A 19,375-nucleotide genomic window follows, 5' to 3' on the forward strand; every position below is an offset into this window, starting at 1 on the left:
GTCGCCGGGGCGGTCTCAGCGGCCGCTGAGAACGCGCTCCCCGTGGCGCCCTCGGTAGACAGCAGTGCGCAACTCGATCGCATACGCCTCCCGCCCCGGCATGCGCAGATTCTCGGCGGCAGCGATCTCCCCCTCGATGTCGTAGGGGACTCGCACGTGCTGCACGGAGAGGCTCGATACCGCGTCGGCGAGGATCACGTACGAGGCCGTCGGCTCGTCCAGCGGGTTCCCGACACTGCCGGTGTTCACCAGGGTGCACCCATCCTTGACCTCGAGAAAGGCTGCGTGGATGTCGCCGTAGACCACCATCGAGGGCTGCAGGCCTTCAGCCGCCCATCCCGCATCGTCCAGAGCAGCGCAGTCGGCGGTGAACGGCGAGTTCTCGAACATGCCGTCGAACTCTGCAGCGGTGTGCTGAGGATGCACCCGGGTGAACTCGTCGACGGCCGATGCGTGCACGAGTCGGATCCTCCTGCCGCCGAGCTCGAGATCGATCGCTCCGGGGAGGGTGCGCATCCACTCCCGATCGGAAGAGCTGAGCTCTGCGCGCCACCAGGCGAGCTCCTCGCTCCACGGCTCGTCCCGGGCACTGAGATAGGCCTCCCAGTTGCCGCGGACGCTCGCCTCGCAGCGGGAGCGCACGATCGCCACCGCCTGCGATCCGCGCGGCCCCTTCCCTGCGACGTCGCCGAGATGCAGGATCCGCTGGATCCCGCGCGCCTCGATGTCGGCCAGGACGGCCTCGAGAGCCGTCACGTTCCCGTGGATATCGGAGATGACTGCGATGGCGCTTCGCTGCATGGATCCAGGCTATCCGCCGACCGGATCCCGCTCTCGCCTCCGCGCACGGGAACGGCCCCGCAGATCGCTCTGCGGGGCCGTTCTGCGAGAAGGGACGATCAGTTCTTGGTGAACCCGTCGGAGATGTTCTTCAGGGCGTCCTTGCCGTTCTCGATGGCCTGCTTCACGCCGGCCTCGGCCTTGTCGCCCGCGCCCTCGGCCTCGAGCTCGCGGTCACCGGTCTTCTCGCCGATGAACTCCTTGGCCTTGCCGCCGAGCTCCTGGGTCTTGTTCTCGATGTCGTCCTGCAGGTTCATGGGTCTCTCCTCTGATCGCTGGGTGCGCCCGCATCTCCCGGAAGGGGACCGCGGGCACCGTGTGTGGGCGAGAGCATAGACCCTGCTGCGGGCCGGTCCCTGAGTGCGGTGTGCGGGCCCGGGCCGGGACTGTCGCCTGCAACTTCCGCGGTCTCCACCCAAAGGCAAGCAGAGCCAGCCCGCTCGCATCGTCGGCGCGCTGATTCACGGCTCCCCGTGCGACTCGCCCGGCCGAAATCACCACGTGGCCCCTGAGCGTCGCCGCCACCCGGCATCTCGTCACCTCGATGATCTCCCTCCCCTCCTCCCCGCTGCCGACAGCTTTCTGCACCAATTCCGCCGCTACCATTGCCCCCCCCGGATAGTGCCCTATTCTCCAATCACGCCTCATGGAGGGGCGGATCACAGCAACGGAGGACAATGATGTTCAGTGCACGACGGATTGCAGCAGCAGCAGTGCTCACAGCGACACTCGCCGCTGGAGGCTCATCGGTCGCCTTCGCAGGGTGGACTTCGAATACAGCTGGGGGCGCGGCGAGCGTCTCCACGAACAGGACCAAGCTGACAGTGACAGACACTCGCGCTGACAACAACCGGATCTACGCCAATTACGGGCTGAATACGGGCACAAGGGGACAGCTGATCACGAAGTCGAGTGGGCAGTCGATCTCGCAGACCTTCACCAACGGGAAGCTCGTCGCGAACTTCCAGGCGTGCACCGATCGGCCGTGGGACGACGACTCGTGCGGCGAGTTCATCTACATCTGACCAGCCCGCGTGGGGTGGGCTCACCCGGCCCGCCCCACGCACCTCCGCACGAACATCGAGGGGTTCCGCGCAATGCTGAAGCTGGACAACGTCACGGTCGCATACCATCGCAGAACGGTCGTGGAGCACGTCTCTTTCGAGGTGCCGGAAAGGACTTCAGCCTCTCTCATCGGGCGCTCCGGCGTCGGAAAGTCATCCCTCTTTGGCGCGATCCTCGGCATGGTGAAGCCGACGAGCGGCAGCATCCTCGTCGATGGACGGGACGTGCAGCGCCTGACCAGCGTCGAGCGCCGGGATTTCCTGGCCAGGACTGTCTCCGTCGTCTTCCAGAGCGGCGAGCTCATCGATGAGCTGCGGCCGGAGGAGAACGTAGCGCTCCCGCTGATGCTCGGAGGAGCACGAGCCGCCTCCGCTCTCTCCCAGGCCGCCGCCCTGCTGGAGGAGGTCGGGATCTCCCCTGCCGCCGCCCTGACGAGGGACCTCTCCGGCGGCGAGCGCCAGCGCGTCGCCGTGGCGCGCGCCCTCGTCACCCGGCCCTCTCTCATCCTGGCCGACGAACCGACGGGTTCTCTCGACAGGGAAACCCGGGATCTCGTGGCTGATCTCATCCTCTCGATCCCGCAGCGCTGGCATGCCTCAGTCCTGATCGTCACGCATGACCCGGAACTGGGCGGGCGAACAGATGCAAGCTTCCAACTGCTCGCATCCAGCACGGGCCCTGCACACTTGGTCCAGCGATGAAGCTCCTCCAGGCAGCTGGCAGCACGCCAGAGCCGCTCCGCTGGTGGTTACGATTCGGCCACAATCTCGACCGGGGCAGACCGGAGCGCCGCATCAGCGCCGCTCTCATCGCGCTCGGAACCTTCGCGCTTGTCAGCTCCTTACTTGTCTTGGCGGGAACTGTCGCCACCTACCAGGAGCGCCTGGCCCGGGACGATGCCCGCATCGATCGCGGGTGGCTGTCTGGTGCAGAGCCGCTGAATGACGGTCCGCGCTGGCGGGCAGCCAATGACGCGGTGGACTACGACTGGGTTCTCGTGCTTGTCGTTGAGCCGGGCCCGGACTCCCCATTGCCTCCTGGATTGGAGGGCTGGCCCGCCCCGGGCGAGGTCGTACTCTCCCCGGCCCTCGCCGGTACAGCAGCGGGAGACGTGCTCGTCGAGCGGTACGGGAGTCCTTCACCGCTCGAGATCGGGCTCGCAGGCCTCTCCTCGCCCGGCGAGCGCGTGATCTACGTACGTCCTTCGACCGAGTCTGTCAAGAATTTCAGCGGCTATCCGCTCACCGGATTCGGATTCGGAATCGGCCGCAAGCCCTCGCCGTTCGACAGCGGCTTCCTCGGTGGCGTCGCGTACCAGCGGAGCGTCTTCGAACCATTGGTCGGTTTCATACTCGGTCTCACGATCCCGTCCGCACTGCTTCTTCTGGTCGGATCACGTGTCGGCTCCCATCGACGTGATCGCCGCTCTCAGATCCTCCGCCTCCTCGGCGGCCGTCCTCGCGAGATCCGGGCCGCGCTGATCGGCCAGGTCGGCATCCCCTACCTTCTGGGCTGCGGGCTGGCATCAGCACTCCTGATCACCGCGCTGTGCATCGATCTGCCTCTGCCGCATGTCGGATTCACTGTCCAGAGCCGAGACCTCCGTGCTCATTCGCTGTGGCTGACGGGCGCCCTCCTCCTCGGCATCGCACTCTCGGCACTGCTCGTGCTCGCGGCGAACCGCACTCGACCGGGCATCGGAACACGCCCGCGTGCCCGGGTGAAGCCCGCGAGCTGGCGGGGCCTTCTCGCGCTGCCCGTCGCAACAGTCGGCACCGTCATCACGCTGCAGCAGACGCTGGGGTGGGAGGAGTCCGCACTGAGGATATTCGTCGTCTATGGCGGACTCATTCTCATCACGGCGGCGCTACCGAGCTTTCTGAGCGCAGTGACCGCAGCCGCATCTTCCACAGGCGTGCGAATCGCTCGGCGCTTCGGCAGCACAGGATTCCTGGTCGGCTGCCGCCAAACACTCGCCGACAGTGTCGCGTCTCGGCGCCTCGCGAGCGGGATCGCTCTGATCATCGTCCTTGTCGCCCAGGCAATGACGATCGGGACTATCACCTCATCCAGCCAGCGAGCGGCTCTTGCTCTCGAGCAGAGCCTCGGCACCACTGTCCTATCGCTCGACGGGATCGCCCCGACTTCTGCGGGCCTCGACGCCTCGCCCGTTTCGACCGCACTGCGTGCAGCAGGGCCTGATGCCACCCTCATCGCCCTCGATGCCGAAGTGAGCCCGGGCGGAAGCACCGTTCGCCTGTTCGGGGACTGCAGCATCCTGGGGGAGCTAGGAGCTCCTTGCGCCTCCGCAGCACCGGCAGCAGCAGTGCCGGCGTTGCGACTGGAGGCTGCCATCGCAGATCGCGCGGGGCCCGGTGCGCGAGTCGAATCGATCCCGTTGACCGATGACGTCGCGCGCTCTGACGAGGTGAGCTGGTATCTGCTCAGCAAGAGCGGAGCAGATCTCCCGCTGGAGCCCCTGAAAACGACTCTCGCGCATTTCTCACTTCCGAGGGCCTCTATCGATCCGATCGGGCGCGGGTGGCTGATCGGCCTTCAGGAGAGCCGCGACAGATCTGAGTGGAGCATTCTCGTCGTCGCGGCGGCCACCGTGCTGCTCGTCCTCGCCACGCTTGGCGCTATCGTGGGAGATGCCGCCTCAGATAGCCCCGCTGCCGGGGTGGCGACCATGTGGGGTGCAGATCTAAGATTCGCAGTCGGGCTCACTGCGGCACGAGTCGTGCTCCCGCTCGCGGTTGCCATCCTCATCGGAAATCTTGTCGCTCTGTACACGACTCTGCCATATACGATGCCGCCTCTGAACGGCTATCTCCCCGAGGGATTCTTCGTTGCCACCGCCGTGATCCCGATCCTGCTCATGGTCCTTCTGGCGGTCGCGTCCCTCCGCACAGTGCGGAGGGCCCTGGGGTCCTGGCGGCCCGGAGCAGCGACATAGCCGGGACGGTCAGGGGCGTGACAGTCCGAACACTGAGCCAGGTGCGGGGGCGCCCACCCGCCTGGAACAATGGGGGCATGACCGAGACCTCCGCGCCCTCTTCCGCCTCCGCGATCCCCGACAAGCCCTCCCTCGACGGCCTCGAGGCGAAGTGGGACGGCGTCTGGAGCTCCTCCCAGGTGTACGCCTTCGATGAGGACACCACGCGCGAGCAGGTCTTCAGCATCGACACCCCGCCGCCCACGGCCTCCGGATCCCTCCACGTGGGCCACGTGTTCGGCTACTCGCAGGCCGACATGATCGCCCGCTACCAGCGCATGCGCGGCAAGAACGTCTTCTACCCGCTGGGCTGGGACGACAACGGCCTGCCCACCGAGCGCCGCGTGCAGAACTACTACGGCGTGCGCTGCGATCCCTCGCTCCCCTACGTTCCGGACTTCACGCCCCCGCAGGAGGGCGGCGACAACAAGTCCGCCAAGGCCGCCAACCAGATCCCCATCTCGCGCCGCAACTTCATCGAGCTGTGCGAGAAGCTGACGAAGATCGACGAGGCCTCCTTCGAGGAGGTCTTCCGGATCCTCGGCCTCTCCGTGGACTGGAAGCACAGCTACCAGACCATCGACGCGCGCTCGCGCGCGGTCTCCCAGCGCGCCTTCCTCGAGAACCTCGAGGCCGGCCAGGCCTACCAGTCCGAGGCCCCCACGATGTGGGACGTCACCTACCGCACGGCCGTCGCCCAGGCCGAGCAGGAGGACCGCGAGAAGGACGGCGCCTACCACCGCATCGGCTTCACGAAGGCCGACGGCTCCGGCGAGAAGGTCTTCATCGAGACCACCCGCCCTGAGCTGCTGCCCGCGTGCGTGGCACTGGTCGCCCATCCGGAGGACGAGCGCTACCAGGGCCTGTTCGGCACCACGGTCACCTCCCCGCTGTTCGGGGTCGAGGTGCCCGTGCTCCCCCATCGCCTCGCGCAGGCCGACAAGGGCGCAGGCATCGCGATGATCTGCACCTTCGGCGATGCGACCGACGTCATCTGGTGGCGCGAGCTGGACCTGCCCACGCGCTCCGTGATCGGCCGCGACGGCCGCTTCCTGCCCGAGGCCCCGTGGATCACCTCGGCAGGCGGCCAGGAGCGCTACGCCGAGCTCGCCGGGATGACGGTGTTCTCCGCGCAGAAGCGCGTGGTGGAGATGGTGACGGAGACCGGCGATCTCGTCGGCGAGCCCAAGAAGATCACCCACCCGGTGAAGTTCTACGAGAACGGCGACAAGGCGCTCGAGTACGTGACGAGCCGCCAGTGGTACCTCACCAACGGCGGCCGGGATCAGTCCGAGGACGGTCTGCGCTCGCAGCTCATCGCCCGCGGCACCGAGCTCACCTGGCACCCTGCGTACATGGAGTCCCGCTACCGCAACTGGGTCGAGGGCCTCGCCGGTGACTGGCTGATCTCGCGCCAGCGCTTCTTCGGCGTGCCGTTCCCGATCTGGTACGGCGTCGGCGCCGACGGGGAGACCGACTACTCGCGCGTGCTCACTCCCAAGGTCGAGTCGCTGCCGATCGATCCGACGATCGATGTGCCCGAGGGCTTCACCGAGGACCAGCGCGACCAGCCGGACGGCTTCACCGCCGACCCCGACATCCTCGACACCTGGGGCACGTCCTCGCTGACCCCGCAGCTCGCGGGCGGCTGGAACAGCGACCCAGCTCTGTTCGAGAAGGTCTTCCCGATGGACCTGCGCCCGCAGGGCCACGACATCATCCGCACTTGGCTGTTCGCCACGATCGTGCGCTCCCACCTGCAGCAGGACTCCCTGCCGTGGAAGCACGCCTCGATCAACGGCTGGATCCTGGATCCGGACCGCAAGAAGATGTCCAAGTCCAAGGGCAACGTGGTCACCCCCATCGGCCTGCTCGAGCAGCACGGCTCCGACGGCGTGCGCTACTGGGCCGGCCGCGCCCGCCAGGGCGTGGACACCGCGTTCGACGAGGGCCAGATGAAGATCGGGCGCCGCCTCGCGATCAAGATCCTCAACGCCTCGAAGTTCGCGCTAGGCTTCGGCCAGGCTCCGGCCGACCCCGCAGGGCGCCTGGCCGCGGACCCGTCGGCCGTCACGGAGCCGCTGGATCGCGCCCTGCTCGCGCGACTCGCGGAGGTGGTCGAGGCCGCGACCGCTGCGTTCGCGGACATGGACTACGCGCGCGCCCTCGAGGTCGCAGAGCCGTTCTTCTGGGCGTTCTGCGACGACTACATCGAGCTGGTCAAGGAGCGCGCGCACGGCAACGCCGAGGCCGGAGTCTCCGAGGCCGCGACGGCGTCGGCGCGCGCAGCGCTCGCGATCGCGCTCGAGGTGCAGCTGCGCCTGTTCGCCCCGGTCGTGGTGTTCGCGACCGAGGAGGTGTGGTCGTGGTGGCGCGAGGGGTCGGTGCACACGCAGCCCTGGCCGAGCGCCGCTCCGCTGCGCGAGGCCGCTGCCGGCCAGGACTCCGCGCTGCTCGGCACCCTCGCGGACCTCGCGATCGCAGTGCGCCGCCTGAAGTCCGACGCGAAGGTCTCCCAGCGCACCCCGATCCTGCAGCTCACCCTGACCGTCCCGGCCGCGCAGCTCGAGCACGCGGAGGCGGGGCGGGCTGACCTGGTCTCCCTCGGCCGCATCGAGAAGCTCGAGATCACGGGCGGCGACGTCGAGACGATCACCGCGAGCGGCGTCGAGATGGGCGAGCCCCCGGCCAAGCAGCCGCGGGGCTGACCTCAGCCGATGCTCACCGGGCGCCGCACCTCACGGGGTGCGGCGCCCGGTGCGTTCGCGGCGTCCGAACGACGACTGCATCAGTGCAGCACCGTCGGCTTCGACCAGACGGCGAGATAGCGCCACAGCGGCAGGCGCTGCCACGTGACTCCTGGCAGCAGGGCCCTCAGCTCCGTCCGTGCCTCGGTCCAGGTCTGCAGAGGCTCCTGCGTCGAGCATCCCGGATCCCACCACACATTCCGGGCCCTGAGAGCGGCGTTGCGCCCGACATCGATACAGCTCCGCACTCGATCGGTGAGCGAGCTGTCGCGGCCGAGACCGAGCACAGCGATCCGTCCTCCCGGCTGAAGGACGCGTGACGCTTCGCGCAGTGCGATCGCGGCGTCCACGTGGTGCAGGACCATCACCATCGTCACCGCATCGAATGCGGCGTCATCGAACGGGAGCCGCTCTGCAGAGCCCGGGATGAGGGGTACTGCACTGTGGGTCGAACCCGGCACCTCTAGATCAATTCCCGTCGCGTCGTGTCCCTGCGCATGGGCCCACCGGGCGAAGGTGCCGTCCCCGCAGCCGACATCGAGAAGGCGCACGGGCCCGGCGGGAGCGACAGCACGCAGCACGCGCGGGTACTGGTGGCCATTGTGATTCCACTGCTGACTGAACGGGTGCACGCCCCGAAGATAGCTCGGGACCGGGCCTCGCGCCTTCAGCCGCCCCGGGGCGCTCTCTTCGCAAGCGGTCATGGCCACGACGTACGCGAAGGCGTACGCTGTGGCCATGACCGCTGTGACCGCCACCGCCGCCCGTTCCGATCTCTATCGCCTCATCGACCAGGTGAACGACGAATCCGAGCCGCTCACCATCACGGGCGCCCGGGGCAATGCCGTGCTCGTCGGCGAGGAGGACTGGCGGGCCATCCAGGAGACGATCCATCTCGCCTCGATCCCCGGCATGGCGCAGTCGATCCACGCCGCGCGCGAGGAGGGGATCGACGCCGGCTCCGAGGAGCTGGACTGGTGAGCACCTGGAGAGTCGTCTACTCCCGGCAGGCGCAGAAGGATGCGAAGAAGCTCGCCGCATCCGACATGAAGGCGAAGGCTCAAGGGCTCCTGGAGATCATCGCCGACGATCCCTTCGCGACCCCGCCGAGGTTCGAGAAGCTCGTAGGAGACTTGGCCGGCTGCTATTCGCGACGGATCAACATCCAGCACCGTCTCGTCTATGAAGTGCTCCCCGACGAGCATGCGATCCACGTCCTGCGCATGTGGACGCACTACGAGTAGCTCTCGGGCACACCACGCCCGGCCGACGCCGCAGCGCGGTCAGAGCGAGGGCGGCTCCCCCGCCTGGATGTGCTCGTGGTGGCGGATGACCTCGGTGACGATGAAGCGCAGGAAGGCCTCGGCGAAGGTCGGATCGAGGCCTGCCTCGTCGGCCAGCGACCGCAGCCTGGCGATCTGCTTCTCCTCGCGATCCGGATCGGCGGGGGGCAGATCGTGCTGCGCCTTCAGCACTCCGACGCGCTGGGTGTGACGGAAGCGCTCGGCGAGGATGTGCACGAGAGCCGCATCGATGTTGTCGATGCTGCGCCGCTCCTGGGCGAGGATCTCGCGGGCCCTGGCCGCATCATCAGCCGGGGCACCATCGATTCCCCCGCCCCCCCGCGCTCCGATCCTCTCGCTCCCGGCCATCAGGCGCTGCGCTCCTGCCGGCCGTCGTCCTCGCGGTCGACGTCCTTCGTGGACAGCATCAGAGGGGCCCGGCCCTCCCGCACCACGCCCTCGGTGATGACGACCTTCGCGATGTCGGTGCGCGAAGGGACCTCGAACATCACCGACTGCAGGGTCTCCTCGAGGATCGCGCGGAGCCCCCGGGCGCCCGTCCCGCGCTCGATCGCGCGATCGGCGACGGCCTCAAGCGCGCTGCGCTCGAAGTCGAGCTCGACACCGTCGAGCTCGAACATGCGCTGGTACTGACGCACCAGGGCATTGCGCGGCTCGGTGAGGATCTGGATCAGCGCCTCGCGGTCGAGGTTGTTCACGCTGGTCAGCACGGGAAGGCGGCCGATGAACTCGGGGATCAGGCCGAACTTCAGCAGATCCTCGGGGAGGATCTTCGCGTAGATCTCGGCCTGCTCCATCGGGGTGTGCAGCTCCGCGCCGAAGCCGATGCCGCGCTTGCCGATGCGCGAGCCGATGATGTCCTCGATGCCGGCGAAGGCCCCGGCCACGATGAACAGCACGTTCGTCGTGTCGATCTGGATGAACTCCTGATGGGGGTGCTTGCGCCCTCCCTGCGGGGGGACCGCGGCGACCGTGCCCTCGAGGATCTTCAGCAGCGCCTGCTGCACGCCCTCGCCGGAGACATCCCGGGTGATGGAGGGGTTCTCGGACTTCCGGCCGATCTTGTCGACCTCGTCGATGTAGATGATGCCGCGCTGAGCGCGCTCGACGTCGTAGTCCGCGGCCTGCAGCAGCTTCAGCAGGATGTTCTCGACGTCCTCGCCGACGTATCCGGCCTCGGTGAGCGCGGTGGCGTCGGCCATCGCGAAGGGCACGTCCAGCAGCTTCGCGAGGGTCTGGGCGAGGTAGGTCTTGCCGCAGCCCGTCGGCCCGACGATCATCACGTTCGACTTCGCGACCTCGACGAGGGGGTCCTGGCCCTGCGCAGAGGGGGCCCCTGCGGATCCGCCGACCTCCGGCTCGCCGACACTCTTCACCGCTCCGGAGCTCGCCGGGGGCGAGGACTGCGCGCGCACCCGCTTGTAGTGGTTGTAGACGGCGACGGCCAGGGCGCGCTTCGCGGGCTCCTGGCCGACGACGTACTCCTCGAGGAAGTCGAAGATCTCGCGGGGAGTGGGGAGCTCGGACTGCTCAGCTGCGGCGGGCTCGGCGGCGGAGATCTCCTCGGCGATGATCTCGTTGCACAGCTCGATGCACTCTTCGCAGATGAAGACGCCCGGTCCGGAGATCAGCCGTTCGACCTGCTTCTGCGACTTCCCGCAGAACGAGCACTTGAACACGTCGGCCCCCTCGCTCGTGCGCGCCATGTCCGCTCTCTTCTCTCGTGGATCGGGGTGGAGCCGGCGGGCGAGCTGCCCGCCCTCTCGGCTCGGCCGCCGGCGTGCGGCGGTCCAACCGCCCACCACGGTAGCCCAGCGGGCCCTCTGCGGCGGGAAGGCGGCGGCCCCGGCGCGTTCGCTCCGGGGCCGCTGCACCTGCTCGGGAAGATGCTCGGGTCAGCGGGCGATCTGCGGGCGGGTGTCCTTGCGCGAGGCGAGGACCTGGTCGATCAGTCCGTAGTCCAGCGCCTGCTGCGCGGTGAGGATCTTGTCGCGCTCGATGTCGCGGCTGATCTCCTCCTTGCTGCGGCCCGAGTGGTGGGCGAGGGTCTCTTCGAGCCACTCGCGCATGCGCAGGATCTCGTTGGCCTGGATCTCGATGTCCGAGGCCTGGCCGCCTCCGCCCTGGCCGCCCATGGCGGGCTGGTGGATCATGATCCGGGCGTTCGGCAGCGCGAGGCGCTTTCCGGGCGCGCCGGCGGCGAGCAGCACGGCGGCCGCGGAGGCGGCCTGGCCCAGGCACACGGTGGTGACGTCGGGCTTGATGTACTGCATCGTGTCGTAGATGGCCGTCAGCGCGGTGAACGAGCCGCCCGGGCTGTTGATGTACAGCGTGATGTCGCGGTCGGGGTCCTGGGACTCCAGCACGAGGAGCTGAGCCATCACGTCATCGGCGGAGGCGTCGTCCACCTGCACGCCGAGGAAGATGATGCGGTCCTCGAACAGCTTGGTGTACGGATCCTGGCGCTTGAAGCCGTAGGCGGTGCGCTCCTCGTACTGCGGCAGCACGTAGCGGCTGGTGGGCATGGGGCCTGCCTGCGCGGCAGGTGCGCCCGCGGAGGCGGTGAAGTCGTAGCGGCGGTCGAAGGTCACGGGGTGCTCCTTGGAGAGGGTCGAGGATCGAAAGATCAGGGCGCGCGGTCTCAGTCCTCGGTGCCGCCGCCGCCGCTGACGTCGTCGGCACGGGTCACGATCTTGTCGATGAAGCCGTACTCCAGGGCTTCCTGGGCCGTGAACCAGTTGTCGCGATCGGCGTCGGCGTTGATCTGCTCGACGCTCTTGCCTGTCTGCTGGGCGGTCAGCTCGGCCATCTGGCGCTTCATCGAGAGGATGAGATCCGCCTGGATCTTGATCTCCGTGGCGGTGCCGCCGAGCCCGCCGAGGGGCTGGTGCATGAGCACGCGGGTCATCGGGGTCGCGTAGCGCTTGCCGGGGGCGCCCGAGGAGAGCAGGAACTGGCCCATCGACGCCGCCATGCCCATCGCCACGGTCACGACATCCGGCTGGATGTACTGCATGGTGTCGTAGATGGCCATGCCGGCCGTGATCGAGCCGCCGGGGCTGTTGATGTAGAGGTAGATGTCCTTCTCGGAGTCCTCCGCGGCGAGCAGGAGGAGCTTCGCGCAGATCGCGTTCGCGTTGTCGTCGCGCACATCCGATCCGAGCCAGACGATCCGCTCGCGCAGAAGGCGCTGGTAGACGTTGTCATCCAGGCCCATGGGCGTATCGCCCGAGGCGTTCTGAGGGTGCGAGGTCATGGGTGTCTCCTTAGTCCGAGAACTCGATGACTCGACTCTATGCCGCCGCTCGGACAGACGACCCGTCTGTTCGCCGCGGGCGCACATGTCCCGGGGCCCCGGGATCTGCGGCCCGGATGTGACCTGCCGTGCACAGGAGGAGCGCCCGCACCCCTCTCCCGCAAAGCCGGATCACCGGCGGGTCATGCATCGGCCCGATCGCGTCAAGGGATCGCAAAGGTGCAGGCCGGGCTCGATCAAGCCACTCGCCACAGCGCACGCGCGCCCCTACGTTGGAGGAGCCGAGGCCGAGAGCATCCCTGCTTCACCGGTCTGAGAGCCACCACACGGAATCGTCCAGCTCCCCCACTGGATGACATGGAAGGAACGCCGCACTCATGGCCAAGAACAACACCCACCGCGCAGCAGTCCGCACGGTCACCCCCTTCACCGCCTCCACCATCGCTGTGCGCAGCGCCGGCGGCGCGGCAGTGCTGGGCACCGTCCTGGTCGGCTCGGCCTTCGGGATGCAGAGCGCCACCGCCGCTCCCGCACCGGCCGCCGCCCCCGCGGTCAGCGTCGCCGCCGCAGCTCCCGCCGCTCCCGTGGCGCAGGCCGCCCCCGCGGCCGTCACGCTCAGCAGCGGCTCCACCCTGTACCGCGGTGTCAGCAGCAGCCGCGTCGCCGACCTGCAGAGCGCGCTCAACGAGAACGGCGCGAGCCTCACGGTCGACGGCAAGTTCGGCGCCCGCACCCACGCCGCGGTGCGCGACTTCCAGGCCGCCAACGGCCTCGCGGTCGACGGCCGCGTCGGCCCCGCCACTCGGGCCGCGCTGAACGGCGATGCCGCTCCCGTCTCGCAGTCGAGCGCTTCCGATACCTCCTCGAGCAGCTCGTCCTCGAGCTCGTCGATCCTTGACTCGGGCCGCACGCAGATCGGCAAGCGCTACGTGTGGGGCTCCAGCAACCCCTCGGTCGGCTTCGACTGCTCCGGTCTCGTGGTCTGGGCCTACTCCCAGAACGGCATCTCGCTGCCCCGCACCTCGGGTCAGATCGCGGCCGCCGGCAAGACCATCTCCCAGTCCCAGGCTCAGCCCGGCGACATCGTCGCCTGGCCCGGCCACATCGGCATCTACGCCGGCAACGGCAAGGTCCTGGACTCCGCCCCCTCGAAGAGCGGCGTGAGCGAGCGCGCGATCTGGGGCAACCCCACCTTTGTCACCTTCCGCTGAGCATCGCGGTGATCAGCCGACAGCGCTGATCGACACCCAGAAGGGCGGCACCTCACGGTGCCGCCCTTCTCATGTGTCCTGGCGGAGCCAGGAGTATGGTCCGCAGCTCATTGCCCCTCGGAACAATGAAACTGAATATGACGGACGGTCACCCGAAGTCGTGGCCAGGATGCTACGCTCAAGCCAGCAGCGCATCGAGGCACTGCTGGGGGCGAACGCCCCCCGATACCTGAATGATCGGGGCATCATCAAAACAGCACTTCGGCGGCTCAGCGGAGCCGCGGTCATTGCCGGGTTCGTCTTTGCACCTCTTGCCGCGAATGCGGACCGGGGCCTGTACAGCTACCAGGGTGGCGATTACTCCTACGACTACATCTCATCGTACAAGATCCAGATCCACGATGGAGAGAACGACGGACACGGCGTCAGGGCCGAGTATTTGATGCTGAGCGGCGGAGAATCAAGGCATCTCTACAACTACGACGGCATCAACACCAACAAGTACGACTCCCTGAGTGGGCCTCTTCGAGCCCACCGGGCGATCGAGATCCTCAGCGGTCGCCCAGATGCGTATGGCGACTGGAAGTACCCCAGCTGACAGCCGGGATCGGAGAACCCTTACGTGACTGACCACAGCGTCGCATGCACGGACGCAACGGTGACGTTCGGGGACGTGCTCGCGCTTCCCCGAACGTCACTGAGCGTTTTTGCAGGCTCTTCTCTCGCCATCATGGGCCCGAGCGGCTCGGGGAAGTCGACTCTTCTCGCCTGCATCCAAGGACTCGAACGACCCACTTCAGGCACCGTCGTCGTCCTCGGTCAGGACCAGGGCTCTGCCTCCCCCCGCGCCCGCTCTGAGCTGCGGCGTCGTCGGATGGGGCTGATTCTGCAGAGCCCGAACCTCCTGGAGGAGTTCTCCGCCATCGAGAACGTCGCATTTCCCCTACTCTTCGATGGGACGAAGCGCGCAAGTGCACTTAAGTGTGCCCATGAAGCGCTAAGCGGGGTGGGACTGGAACATCGGGCCAATGCCGACGTTCGCACGCTCTCCGGCGGCGAGGCCCAGCGCATTGCGGTGGCGCGTGCCCTGGTGCGGCCGGGTATCGCCTTGCTGATCGCGGATGAGCCGACCGCCTCTCTCGATGCCGACAATGCGCGGCGCGTGACCGAGCTCCTCCTGCGTGAAGCCGAACGGCGCTCAGCAGCTGTGCTGCTCGCGACGCACGACCCTGCGGTCGCAGCTCTGTGCGCACGCACTCATCACCTCGCACGCGAACGCGATGCAGAATGAGCGCGATCGTCCGGTTCAGCGCCGCGGTCGCCTTCTCCGCCGACCGCCGCCAGCGCTGGCGGCAGTTCTGCCTCATCGGCTCGGCCGCTCTAGCGGCCTTCCTCATTCTTCTCTCATGTGCTCTCGGGCTCCTCTCCGTCACCAGTCCTGTGAGGGCTGGATCGCTGCTCGGCGTCCCCACCACAGCCCAGGCCGAGGGGGTCCCCGGACTCTCACCCGACGGCGCTGTGGCCGCAGTGGTAGAACGCGGCACCCTGGCGATGGGCCGTCAGGTACCCACAGTGTGGATCGAACCCATGCTCGGGCACGAGGACGATCCGGCCGCCGTTCCGAGAGGACTCACCACTTTGCCGGATCCGGGCGAAGCGGTGCTCTCGCCCGCACTCGTATCGGCCGGCTATACGGCGGAGGATCTCGGCTGGCTCAGTTCTGACGCAGGATCAGGCAGCGGCGGGGCGATCGGCTACGAGGGGCTCGCGGCTGCGTCTGAGCCCCTCATCTTCGTGCGACCGGCCCCGGGTGCAACCCTCGGCGAAGGAGGCGCGATCACCTACATCGCGACCTTCACGGAATCCGATCCGAACGCCGTCTACGGCGGGTACTCCTACGATCCCGAGGTCATTTCCAGCAGCATGATGATTCCGGGCGTGCTCATGTACCTGATTGCACCGAGCATCGCTCTGCTGATCTCCAGCTCTCGAGCACGATCGCTCGTGCGCGATGAGCGCCTGCGATTCCTGCACCTGCTGGGCGCCTCTTCCTTCCGGGCGCGCGCGGCCATGGCCCTTGAGACAGCGCTCCTCGGCATAGTCGGTTCCCTCATCGGCGCCCTTGTCTACGCGGTCTCCAGTCGCTGGCTCACAGTCATCCCCGCCACCTCTGTCCGACTTCTCCCCGGCGACCTGGTCCTTCCGTGGTGGGCGTACTCTCTTCCTGTTGCGGCCGTTACCGGTTGCGCTGCCGTCTGCGGCGCGCTCGGCCGAATTCGTCTCCGCCGAAATGGGGGGCGAGCCCGAGCCGGTCATCGAATCGCGGTTGCAGCCCTGGTCCTCTCGGTCGTCTGCGTGATGACGGCTGCGACTCCGTGGGTGTCGTCCTCATACGGAAGCACTGTTCTCTTCTCCGGTACGATCGGCATGCTCATCGCACTCCCCCTGGCCGTCCCGGCCATCACTGCAGGGGTTGCCAGATCGATGAGCGGTACGAAGAGTCCTGTGCTCTGGGCTGCCGCACGCAGACTCCGACATGATTCCGTGCATCTTTCACGCATCGCCTCGATCATGGGGATGCTTATCATCGTGGTGAGCGTTGCGATCTCACTCTGGGCATCTGCGGCAGCGACCCAGGCAGAGGGATCTGCGCCGAGCGAGACTCAGGTTCTCGCGGTCGGCTGGCGCGGCGATCCCGACTCGGGGCTCTCCGCTGCCCGGCGAGCGTTCGCAGACGTGCACCGCGACGTGCTCATCGTCCCTGTGCTCAGCCAAGACGATTCCAAGGGACCCCTCCCCCGCCTTTTGGACATTGACGATTGCAACAGCTTCACGGCGTTCTTCGGCGGAGATGCGTCGGTTCTCTGTACCCCTGGGAGGTCGACTGCGCTCTCAGACTTCGCAGAACAGAACACCGGAATGCGAATTCCGGATTCTTCCGCTCGGCTGCTTCCGAGCGGTGGCCTGGGAGAAGACGTGATGATCTATTCCAAGGCGCCCTTGGCAGTCGAGGACGTGCAGCGAACTCTTGGGTTCCTCCCGGCTCTGAACATCGCTCTCCCCGCGCATTCCACCACGGCGCCGCTCCCGCTCGTCCAGTGGCTCATCGCAGGGGCGCTGGCGGCATTCCTGATCCTCGGGATGGCCATCGCCCGGGAGATCGGGGATCGGAATGTCGAGGACGCCGACCGCGACCTGCTCTATCAGCGACTCGGCCTCTCGTGGCGCACAGCAGATAGGCTCTCCTGGATGGTTCTCCTGATCCCGCTGCTTGTTTCCGCCGCGACAGCATTCGTCTGCTCTCTGGTCATCGCCTATGCAGGCGAAGTCCTGCAGTTCGCTCGGGGTGACACGGTGAAGCTGCTTGCCGTAGCAGCGGTTTCGCTCGCCTTGCCAGTCAGTGCTGTGCTCGTCAGCATCCCTGCTCGCAGGGCAACGACTGCCGCCGTTCGGCAATGACCTACCTTCGAAACCTTCCGCTGATCAGGCGGTGATCAGCCGACAGCGCTGATAGACGATCCGAGAAGGGCGGCACCTCACGGCGCCGCCCTTCTGCTGTCCCTAGGGATCTTCGAGCCTCTGCGCAGAGTGCCCGACGAATGGTCGGCCCAGGGGGCGGTCACGTGCACCAGTGCACGTGAGAGCCCCCTGCAGTGAGGAGAGCGCGGGGCCTTCCATGGGAGGGCTCTCACGCCCAGCGCTCTCCGGATCGCCGACGAGGCCGCCGTCCCCCTCAGGGGGGACGGCGGCCTCTTCAGCTCACGACGCGGGTACCTCAGCGGCGCCTGCGGTCATCAGCTCACTCGGAGTCGGCAGCCTTCGCGGGAGCCTTCTTCGCGGGTGCCTCGGCGGTCTCGCCCTCGGCAGCCTCCGCCTTCTTCGCGGCGGCGGTCTTGGCGGGTGCGCGCTTGGCGGGGGCCTTCTTCGCGGGAGCCTCGGCGGCCTCCTCGCCCTCGGCTGCAGCAGCGGCCTTCTTCGCGGGAGCGCGCTTGGCCGGAGCCTTCTTCGCGGGAGCCTTCTCCTCGGACGCCTCGGCGCCCTCGGTCTCGGCGGCAGCCTTCTTGGCAGGAGCGCGCTTCGCGGGCGCCTTCTTGGCCGGAGCCTTCTCCTCGGCGGCCTCCGCTGCCTCGCCGCCCTCGGTCTCGGCGGCGGCCTCAGCCTTCTTCGCGGGAGCCTTCTTGGCCGGCGCCTTCTTCGCAGGAGCCTTCTTCGCGGGAGCCTTCTTCGCGTCGGCAGCCTCGCCCTCGGCCGGCTCGGACTTCTCCAGGCCCAGGTCGAGCACATCGCCCGCGGCGTTCTTCACGATGACCTCGGCGAGCACCGAGTCGAGAGCCTTGGAGCGCTGCGCATCCCCGAAGACCTGCTCGAGCTGGCCCGACTGCGCGAGCATCGAGATGAACTGGTTGGGGTCCACGCCGTACTGCGCGGAGAGCTGCGACAGGTAGGACATGAGGTCCTCCTGGCTCACCTCCACCGTGCGGGACTCATTGATCGCATCGAGGATGAGCTGCGCCTTGATGGCCTGCTCGGTGTCCTCGCGGATCTCCTCGCCATGGGGGTCGCCTGCGGGCTTCCCCTCGCCCTCGAGGTGGCCGTTGATCTCGTCCTCGACGAGCTGCGCGGGCACGGGGACTTCGAGCTCGGAGACGAGCTGGTCGAGCAGCGCGTTGCGAGCGAGCGCCACGCGGTTGCCCTCGGCGTCCTTCGCGGCCTGCTTCTCGAGGTCGGCCTTCAGCTCCTCGATGGTGTCGAACTCGGAGGCCATCTCGGCGAACTCGTCGTCGGCCTCGGGCAGCTCGCGCACCTTGACGGACTGCGCGGTCACGGAGATCGAGGCCTCCTCGCCCGCGCGGTCGCCGCCGGCGAGCTGCGAGGTGAAGGTGGTGGACTCCCCGGCCGACAGGCCGATGAGCGCCTCGTCCATGCCCTCGAGCATGTTGCCCTCGCCGATGCGGTAGGAGACGCCCTCGACGGACTCGATCTCCTCCTCGCCGATGGTGGCGGTCATGTCCAGGGAGACGAAGTCGCCGTCGGCCGCGGGGCGGTCCACGCCCACGAGGGTGCCGAACCGCTCGCGCAGGGCGTCCAGGCGCACCTGCACGGCGTCCTCGTCCACGACGGGCTCGTCGATCTCGACGGTCACCTCGGAGAAGGTCGGCAGCGCGATCTCGGGGCGCACATCCTGCTCGACGGTGAAGACGAGGTCGCCCTCATCGGTGCCGTCGAGACCGGGGACCTCGGTGACCTCGACCTCGGGGCGGCCGAGGGGGCGGATCTCCGCCTCGGAAGCGGCCTTCTGGTAGAGCTCGGGCAGGGCCTCGTTGACGGCCTCCTGCATGATCGCCGGGCGGCCGACGCGCTGCTCCAGGATGCGGGCGGGAACCTTGCCCTTGCGGAAGCCGGGGATCTGGACCTGCTCGGCGAGGGACTTGAAGGCCCCGTCGACGTACGGCTGGATCTCGGCGAACGGGGCGGAGACGGTCAGCTTCACCCGGGTGGGGCTGAGCTTCTCGACATCGGTCTTCACGTGAAGGTCTCCCTAAGCATGTTGTGGGACTGGTGGTCTGGTCGTGCCGCACGCCGGGGAGCGCCTGGCGGCGATCCTGCTGCGAGTCGGGGTGACAGGATTCGAACCTGCGACATCCCGCTCCCAAAGCGGGTGCTCTACCAAGCTGAGCTACACCCCGCGGGGCAACCCTCCTGATCCTACCCGTTCGCCTGCCAGGCGCCGGGAGGGCGCCTGAGCGCTGTGATCGGATCCATCCGCCCTCCAGGGCCCGACGGGTGCGAGGGCGGGCAGGGATCTGGTCTAATAGAGGACGGCCGAGCGGCCCCGGGATCCCGCCTCATCGCGGGGATCCCAGCATCTCCGCTGGTCACGCGGGCGTAGCTTAGTGGTAAAGCCTCAGTCTTCCAAACTGATGATGCGGGTTCGATTCCCGTCGCCCGCTCCGAAC

18 protein-coding genes and 2 tRNA genes are annotated in these 19,375 nt (G+C 67.8%); 11 read left to right on the forward strand and 9 right to left on the reverse strand.

Annotated features, from left to right (window positions below):
- Positions 1–15 precede the first annotated feature (15 nt).
- Both Bequi_RS01935 and Bequi_RS01940 read right to left on the reverse strand, forming a co-directional pair.
- The gene (locus Bequi_RS01935) at positions 16–801 is read right to left on the reverse strand and encodes a metallophosphoesterase family protein (protein ID WP_249736318.1); all 786 of its coding nucleotides are present in this window, start codon (positions 799–801) and stop codon (positions 16–18) included.
- 98 nt (positions 802–899) lie between these two features.
- The gene (locus tag Bequi_RS01940; RefSeq protein ID WP_249736319.1) at positions 900–1,097 is read right to left on the reverse strand and encodes a CsbD family protein; all 198 of its coding nucleotides are present in this window, start codon (positions 1,095–1,097) and stop codon (positions 900–902) included.
- 567 nt (positions 1,098–1,664) lie between these two features.
- Between Bequi_RS01940 and Bequi_RS01945 the strand changes: the two genes are divergently transcribed.
- The 4 genes from Bequi_RS01945 to valS all read left to right on the forward strand — a co-directional run bounded on the left by Bequi_RS01945 (position 1,665) and on the right by valS (position 7,608).
- The gene (locus Bequi_RS01945; RefSeq protein WP_249736320.1) at positions 1,665–1,865 is read left to right on the forward strand and encodes a hypothetical protein; all 201 of its coding nucleotides are present in this window, start codon (positions 1,665–1,667) and stop codon (positions 1,863–1,865) included.
- 120 nt (positions 1,866–1,985) lie between these two features.
- The gene (locus tag Bequi_RS01950; protein WP_249736321.1) at positions 1,986–2,606 is read left to right on the forward strand and encodes an ABC transporter ATP-binding protein; all 621 of its coding nucleotides are present in this window, start codon (positions 1,986–1,988) and stop codon (positions 2,604–2,606) included.
- Positions 2,603–4,861, forward strand: coding sequence for a hypothetical protein (locus Bequi_RS01955; protein ID WP_249736322.1), 2,259 nt, complete (start codon positions 2,603–2,605; stop codon positions 4,859–4,861). The genes Bequi_RS01950 and Bequi_RS01955 overlap by 4 nt, the downstream gene beginning before the upstream one ends.
- A 77-nt stretch (positions 4,862–4,938) precedes the next feature.
- Complete coding sequence (gene valS, locus Bequi_RS01960; RefSeq protein ID WP_249736323.1) at positions 4,939–7,608, forward strand: valine--tRNA ligase; 2,670 nt, start codon at positions 4,939–4,941, stop codon at positions 7,606–7,608.
- An 80-nt stretch (positions 7,609–7,688) separates the two neighbouring features.
- Here the strand turns inward: valS and Bequi_RS01965 are convergent, their stop codons facing one another.
- The gene (locus tag Bequi_RS01965; RefSeq protein WP_249736324.1) at positions 7,689–8,387 is read right to left on the reverse strand and encodes a class I SAM-dependent methyltransferase; all 699 of its coding nucleotides are present in this window, start codon (positions 8,385–8,387) and stop codon (positions 7,689–7,691) included.
- Here Bequi_RS01965 and Bequi_RS01970 point away from each other — a divergent pair.
- Both Bequi_RS01970 and Bequi_RS01975 read left to right on the forward strand, forming a co-directional pair.
- Positions 8,386–8,628 (forward strand): type II toxin-antitoxin system Phd/YefM family antitoxin, encoded by a 243-nt coding sequence (locus Bequi_RS01970; protein ID WP_249736325.1) that lies wholly within the window; start codon positions 8,386–8,388, stop codon positions 8,626–8,628. The genes Bequi_RS01965 and Bequi_RS01970 overlap by 2 nt on opposite strands.
- On the forward strand, positions 8,625–8,891 hold the full coding sequence (locus Bequi_RS01975) for a Txe/YoeB family addiction module toxin (RefSeq protein ID WP_249736326.1): 267 nt from the start codon (positions 8,625–8,627) through the stop codon (positions 8,889–8,891). Before Bequi_RS01970 ends, Bequi_RS01975 begins: the two co-directional genes overlap by 4 nt.
- Before the next feature lie 39 nt (positions 8,892–8,930).
- Here Bequi_RS01975 and Bequi_RS01980 read toward each other — a convergent pair whose 3' ends face one another.
- The 4 genes from Bequi_RS01980 to Bequi_RS01995 form a co-directional block, all read right to left on the reverse strand.
- Positions 8,931–9,299, reverse strand: a complete 369-nt coding sequence (locus tag Bequi_RS01980; protein WP_249736327.1) for a chorismate mutase — start codon at positions 9,297–9,299, stop codon at positions 8,931–8,933.
- Positions 9,299–10,657 carry an ATP-dependent Clp protease ATP-binding subunit ClpX gene (gene clpX, locus Bequi_RS01985; protein ID WP_249736328.1) on the reverse strand — a complete coding sequence of 453 codons (1,359 nt, stop codon included), beginning with the start codon at positions 10,655–10,657 and terminating at the stop codon, positions 9,299–9,301. Before clpX ends, Bequi_RS01980 begins: the two co-directional genes overlap by 1 nt.
- 189 nt (positions 10,658–10,846) lie before the next feature.
- Positions 10,847–11,476: an ATP-dependent Clp protease proteolytic subunit gene (locus Bequi_RS01990; RefSeq protein WP_249736754.1), complete on the reverse strand. Its 630-nt coding sequence runs from the start codon at positions 11,474–11,476 to the stop codon at positions 10,847–10,849.
- Between the two features lie 116 nt (positions 11,477–11,592).
- Complete coding sequence (locus Bequi_RS01995; RefSeq protein ID WP_249736329.1) at positions 11,593–12,207, reverse strand: ATP-dependent Clp protease proteolytic subunit; 615 nt, start codon at positions 12,205–12,207, stop codon at positions 11,593–11,595.
- 377 nt (positions 12,208–12,584) lie between these two features.
- On the opposite strand from Bequi_RS01995, the gene Bequi_RS02000 reads away from it, so the two are divergent.
- The 4 genes from Bequi_RS02000 to Bequi_RS02015 all read left to right on the forward strand — a co-directional run bounded on the left by Bequi_RS02000 (position 12,585) and on the right by Bequi_RS02015 (position 16,877).
- Positions 12,585–13,418 carry a C40 family peptidase gene (locus Bequi_RS02000; protein WP_249736330.1) on the forward strand — a complete coding sequence of 278 codons (834 nt, stop codon included), beginning with the start codon at positions 12,585–12,587 and terminating at the stop codon, positions 13,416–13,418.
- 160 nt (positions 13,419–13,578) lie between these two features.
- On the forward strand, positions 13,579–14,016 hold the full coding sequence (locus Bequi_RS02005; RefSeq protein WP_249736331.1) for a hypothetical protein: 438 nt from the start codon (positions 13,579–13,581) through the stop codon (positions 14,014–14,016).
- A 24-nt stretch (positions 14,017–14,040) separates the two neighbouring features.
- On the forward strand, positions 14,041–14,709 hold the full coding sequence (locus Bequi_RS02010; RefSeq protein WP_249736332.1) for an ABC transporter ATP-binding protein: 669 nt from the start codon (positions 14,041–14,043) through the stop codon (positions 14,707–14,709).
- Positions 14,706–16,877 (forward strand): hypothetical protein, encoded by a 2,172-nt coding sequence (locus Bequi_RS02015; protein WP_249736333.1) that lies wholly within the window; start codon positions 14,706–14,708, stop codon positions 16,875–16,877. The genes Bequi_RS02010 and Bequi_RS02015 overlap by 4 nt, the downstream gene beginning before the upstream one ends.
- Positions 16,878–17,217: 340 nt before the next feature.
- Here Bequi_RS02015 and tig read toward each other — a convergent pair whose 3' ends face one another.
- Positions 17,218–18,945: a trigger factor gene (gene tig / locus Bequi_RS02020; protein WP_249736334.1), complete on the reverse strand. Its 1,728-nt coding sequence runs from the start codon at positions 18,943–18,945 to the stop codon at positions 17,218–17,220.
- Between the two features lie 86 nt (positions 18,946–19,031).
- A tRNA-Pro gene (locus Bequi_RS02025) sits at positions 19,032–19,105 on the reverse strand.
- Positions 19,106–19,298: 193 nt separating this feature from the next.
- Between Bequi_RS02025 and Bequi_RS02030 the strand changes: the two genes are divergently transcribed.
- Positions 19,299–19,369: transfer RNA gene (locus Bequi_RS02030), tRNA-Gly, on the forward strand.
- Positions 19,370–19,375 lie beyond the last annotated feature (6 nt).

The organism is Brachybacterium equifaecis, from assembly GCF_023509525.1.
Classification (GTDB): Bacteria; Actinomycetota; Actinomycetes; order Actinomycetales; family Dermabacteraceae; genus Brachybacterium; species Brachybacterium equifaecis.

What these genes read in the sequence shown, in the direction of transcription:
- Bequi_RS01935 (WP_249736318.1), bottom strand. Translation starts at nt 801, where the DNA reads ATGCAGCGAAGCGCCATCGCAGTCATCTCCGATATCCACGGGAACGTG.
- Bequi_RS01940 (WP_249736319.1), bottom strand. Translation starts at nt 1,097, where the DNA reads ATGAACCTGCAGGACGACATCGAGAACAAGACCCAGGAGCTCGGCGGC.
- Bequi_RS01955 (WP_249736322.1), top strand. Translation starts at nt 2,603, where the DNA reads ATGAAGCTCCTCCAGGCAGCTGGCAGCACGCCAGAGCCGCTCCGCTGG.
- valS (WP_249736323.1), top strand. Translation starts at nt 4,939, where the DNA reads ATGACCGAGACCTCCGCGCCCTCTTCCGCCTCCGCGATCCCCGACAAG.
- Bequi_RS01970 (WP_249736325.1), top strand. Translation starts at nt 8,386, where the DNA reads ATGACCGCTGTGACCGCCACCGCCGCCCGTTCCGATCTCTATCGCCTC.
- Bequi_RS01965 (WP_249736324.1), bottom strand. Translation starts at nt 8,387, where the DNA reads ATGGCCACAGCGTACGCCTTCGCGTACGTCGTGGCCATGACCGCTTGC.
- Bequi_RS01980 (WP_249736327.1), bottom strand. Translation starts at nt 9,299, where the DNA reads ATGGCCGGGAGCGAGAGGATCGGAGCGCGGGGGGGCGGGGGAATCGAT.
- clpX (WP_249736328.1), bottom strand. Translation starts at nt 10,657, where the DNA reads ATGGCGCGCACGAGCGAGGGGGCCGACGTGTTCAAGTGCTCGTTCTGC.
- Bequi_RS01990 (WP_249736754.1), bottom strand. Translation starts at nt 11,476, where the DNA reads ATGCCCACCAGCCGCTACGTGCTGCCGCAGTACGAGGAGCGCACCGCC.
- Bequi_RS01995 (WP_249736329.1), bottom strand. Translation starts at nt 12,207, where the DNA reads ATGACCTCGCACCCTCAGAACGCCTCGGGCGATACGCCCATGGGCCTG.
- Bequi_RS02000 (WP_249736330.1), top strand. Translation starts at nt 12,585, where the DNA reads ATGGCCAAGAACAACACCCACCGCGCAGCAGTCCGCACGGTCACCCCC.
- Bequi_RS02015 (WP_249736333.1), top strand. Translation starts at nt 14,706, where the DNA reads ATGAGCGCGATCGTCCGGTTCAGCGCCGCGGTCGCCTTCTCCGCCGAC.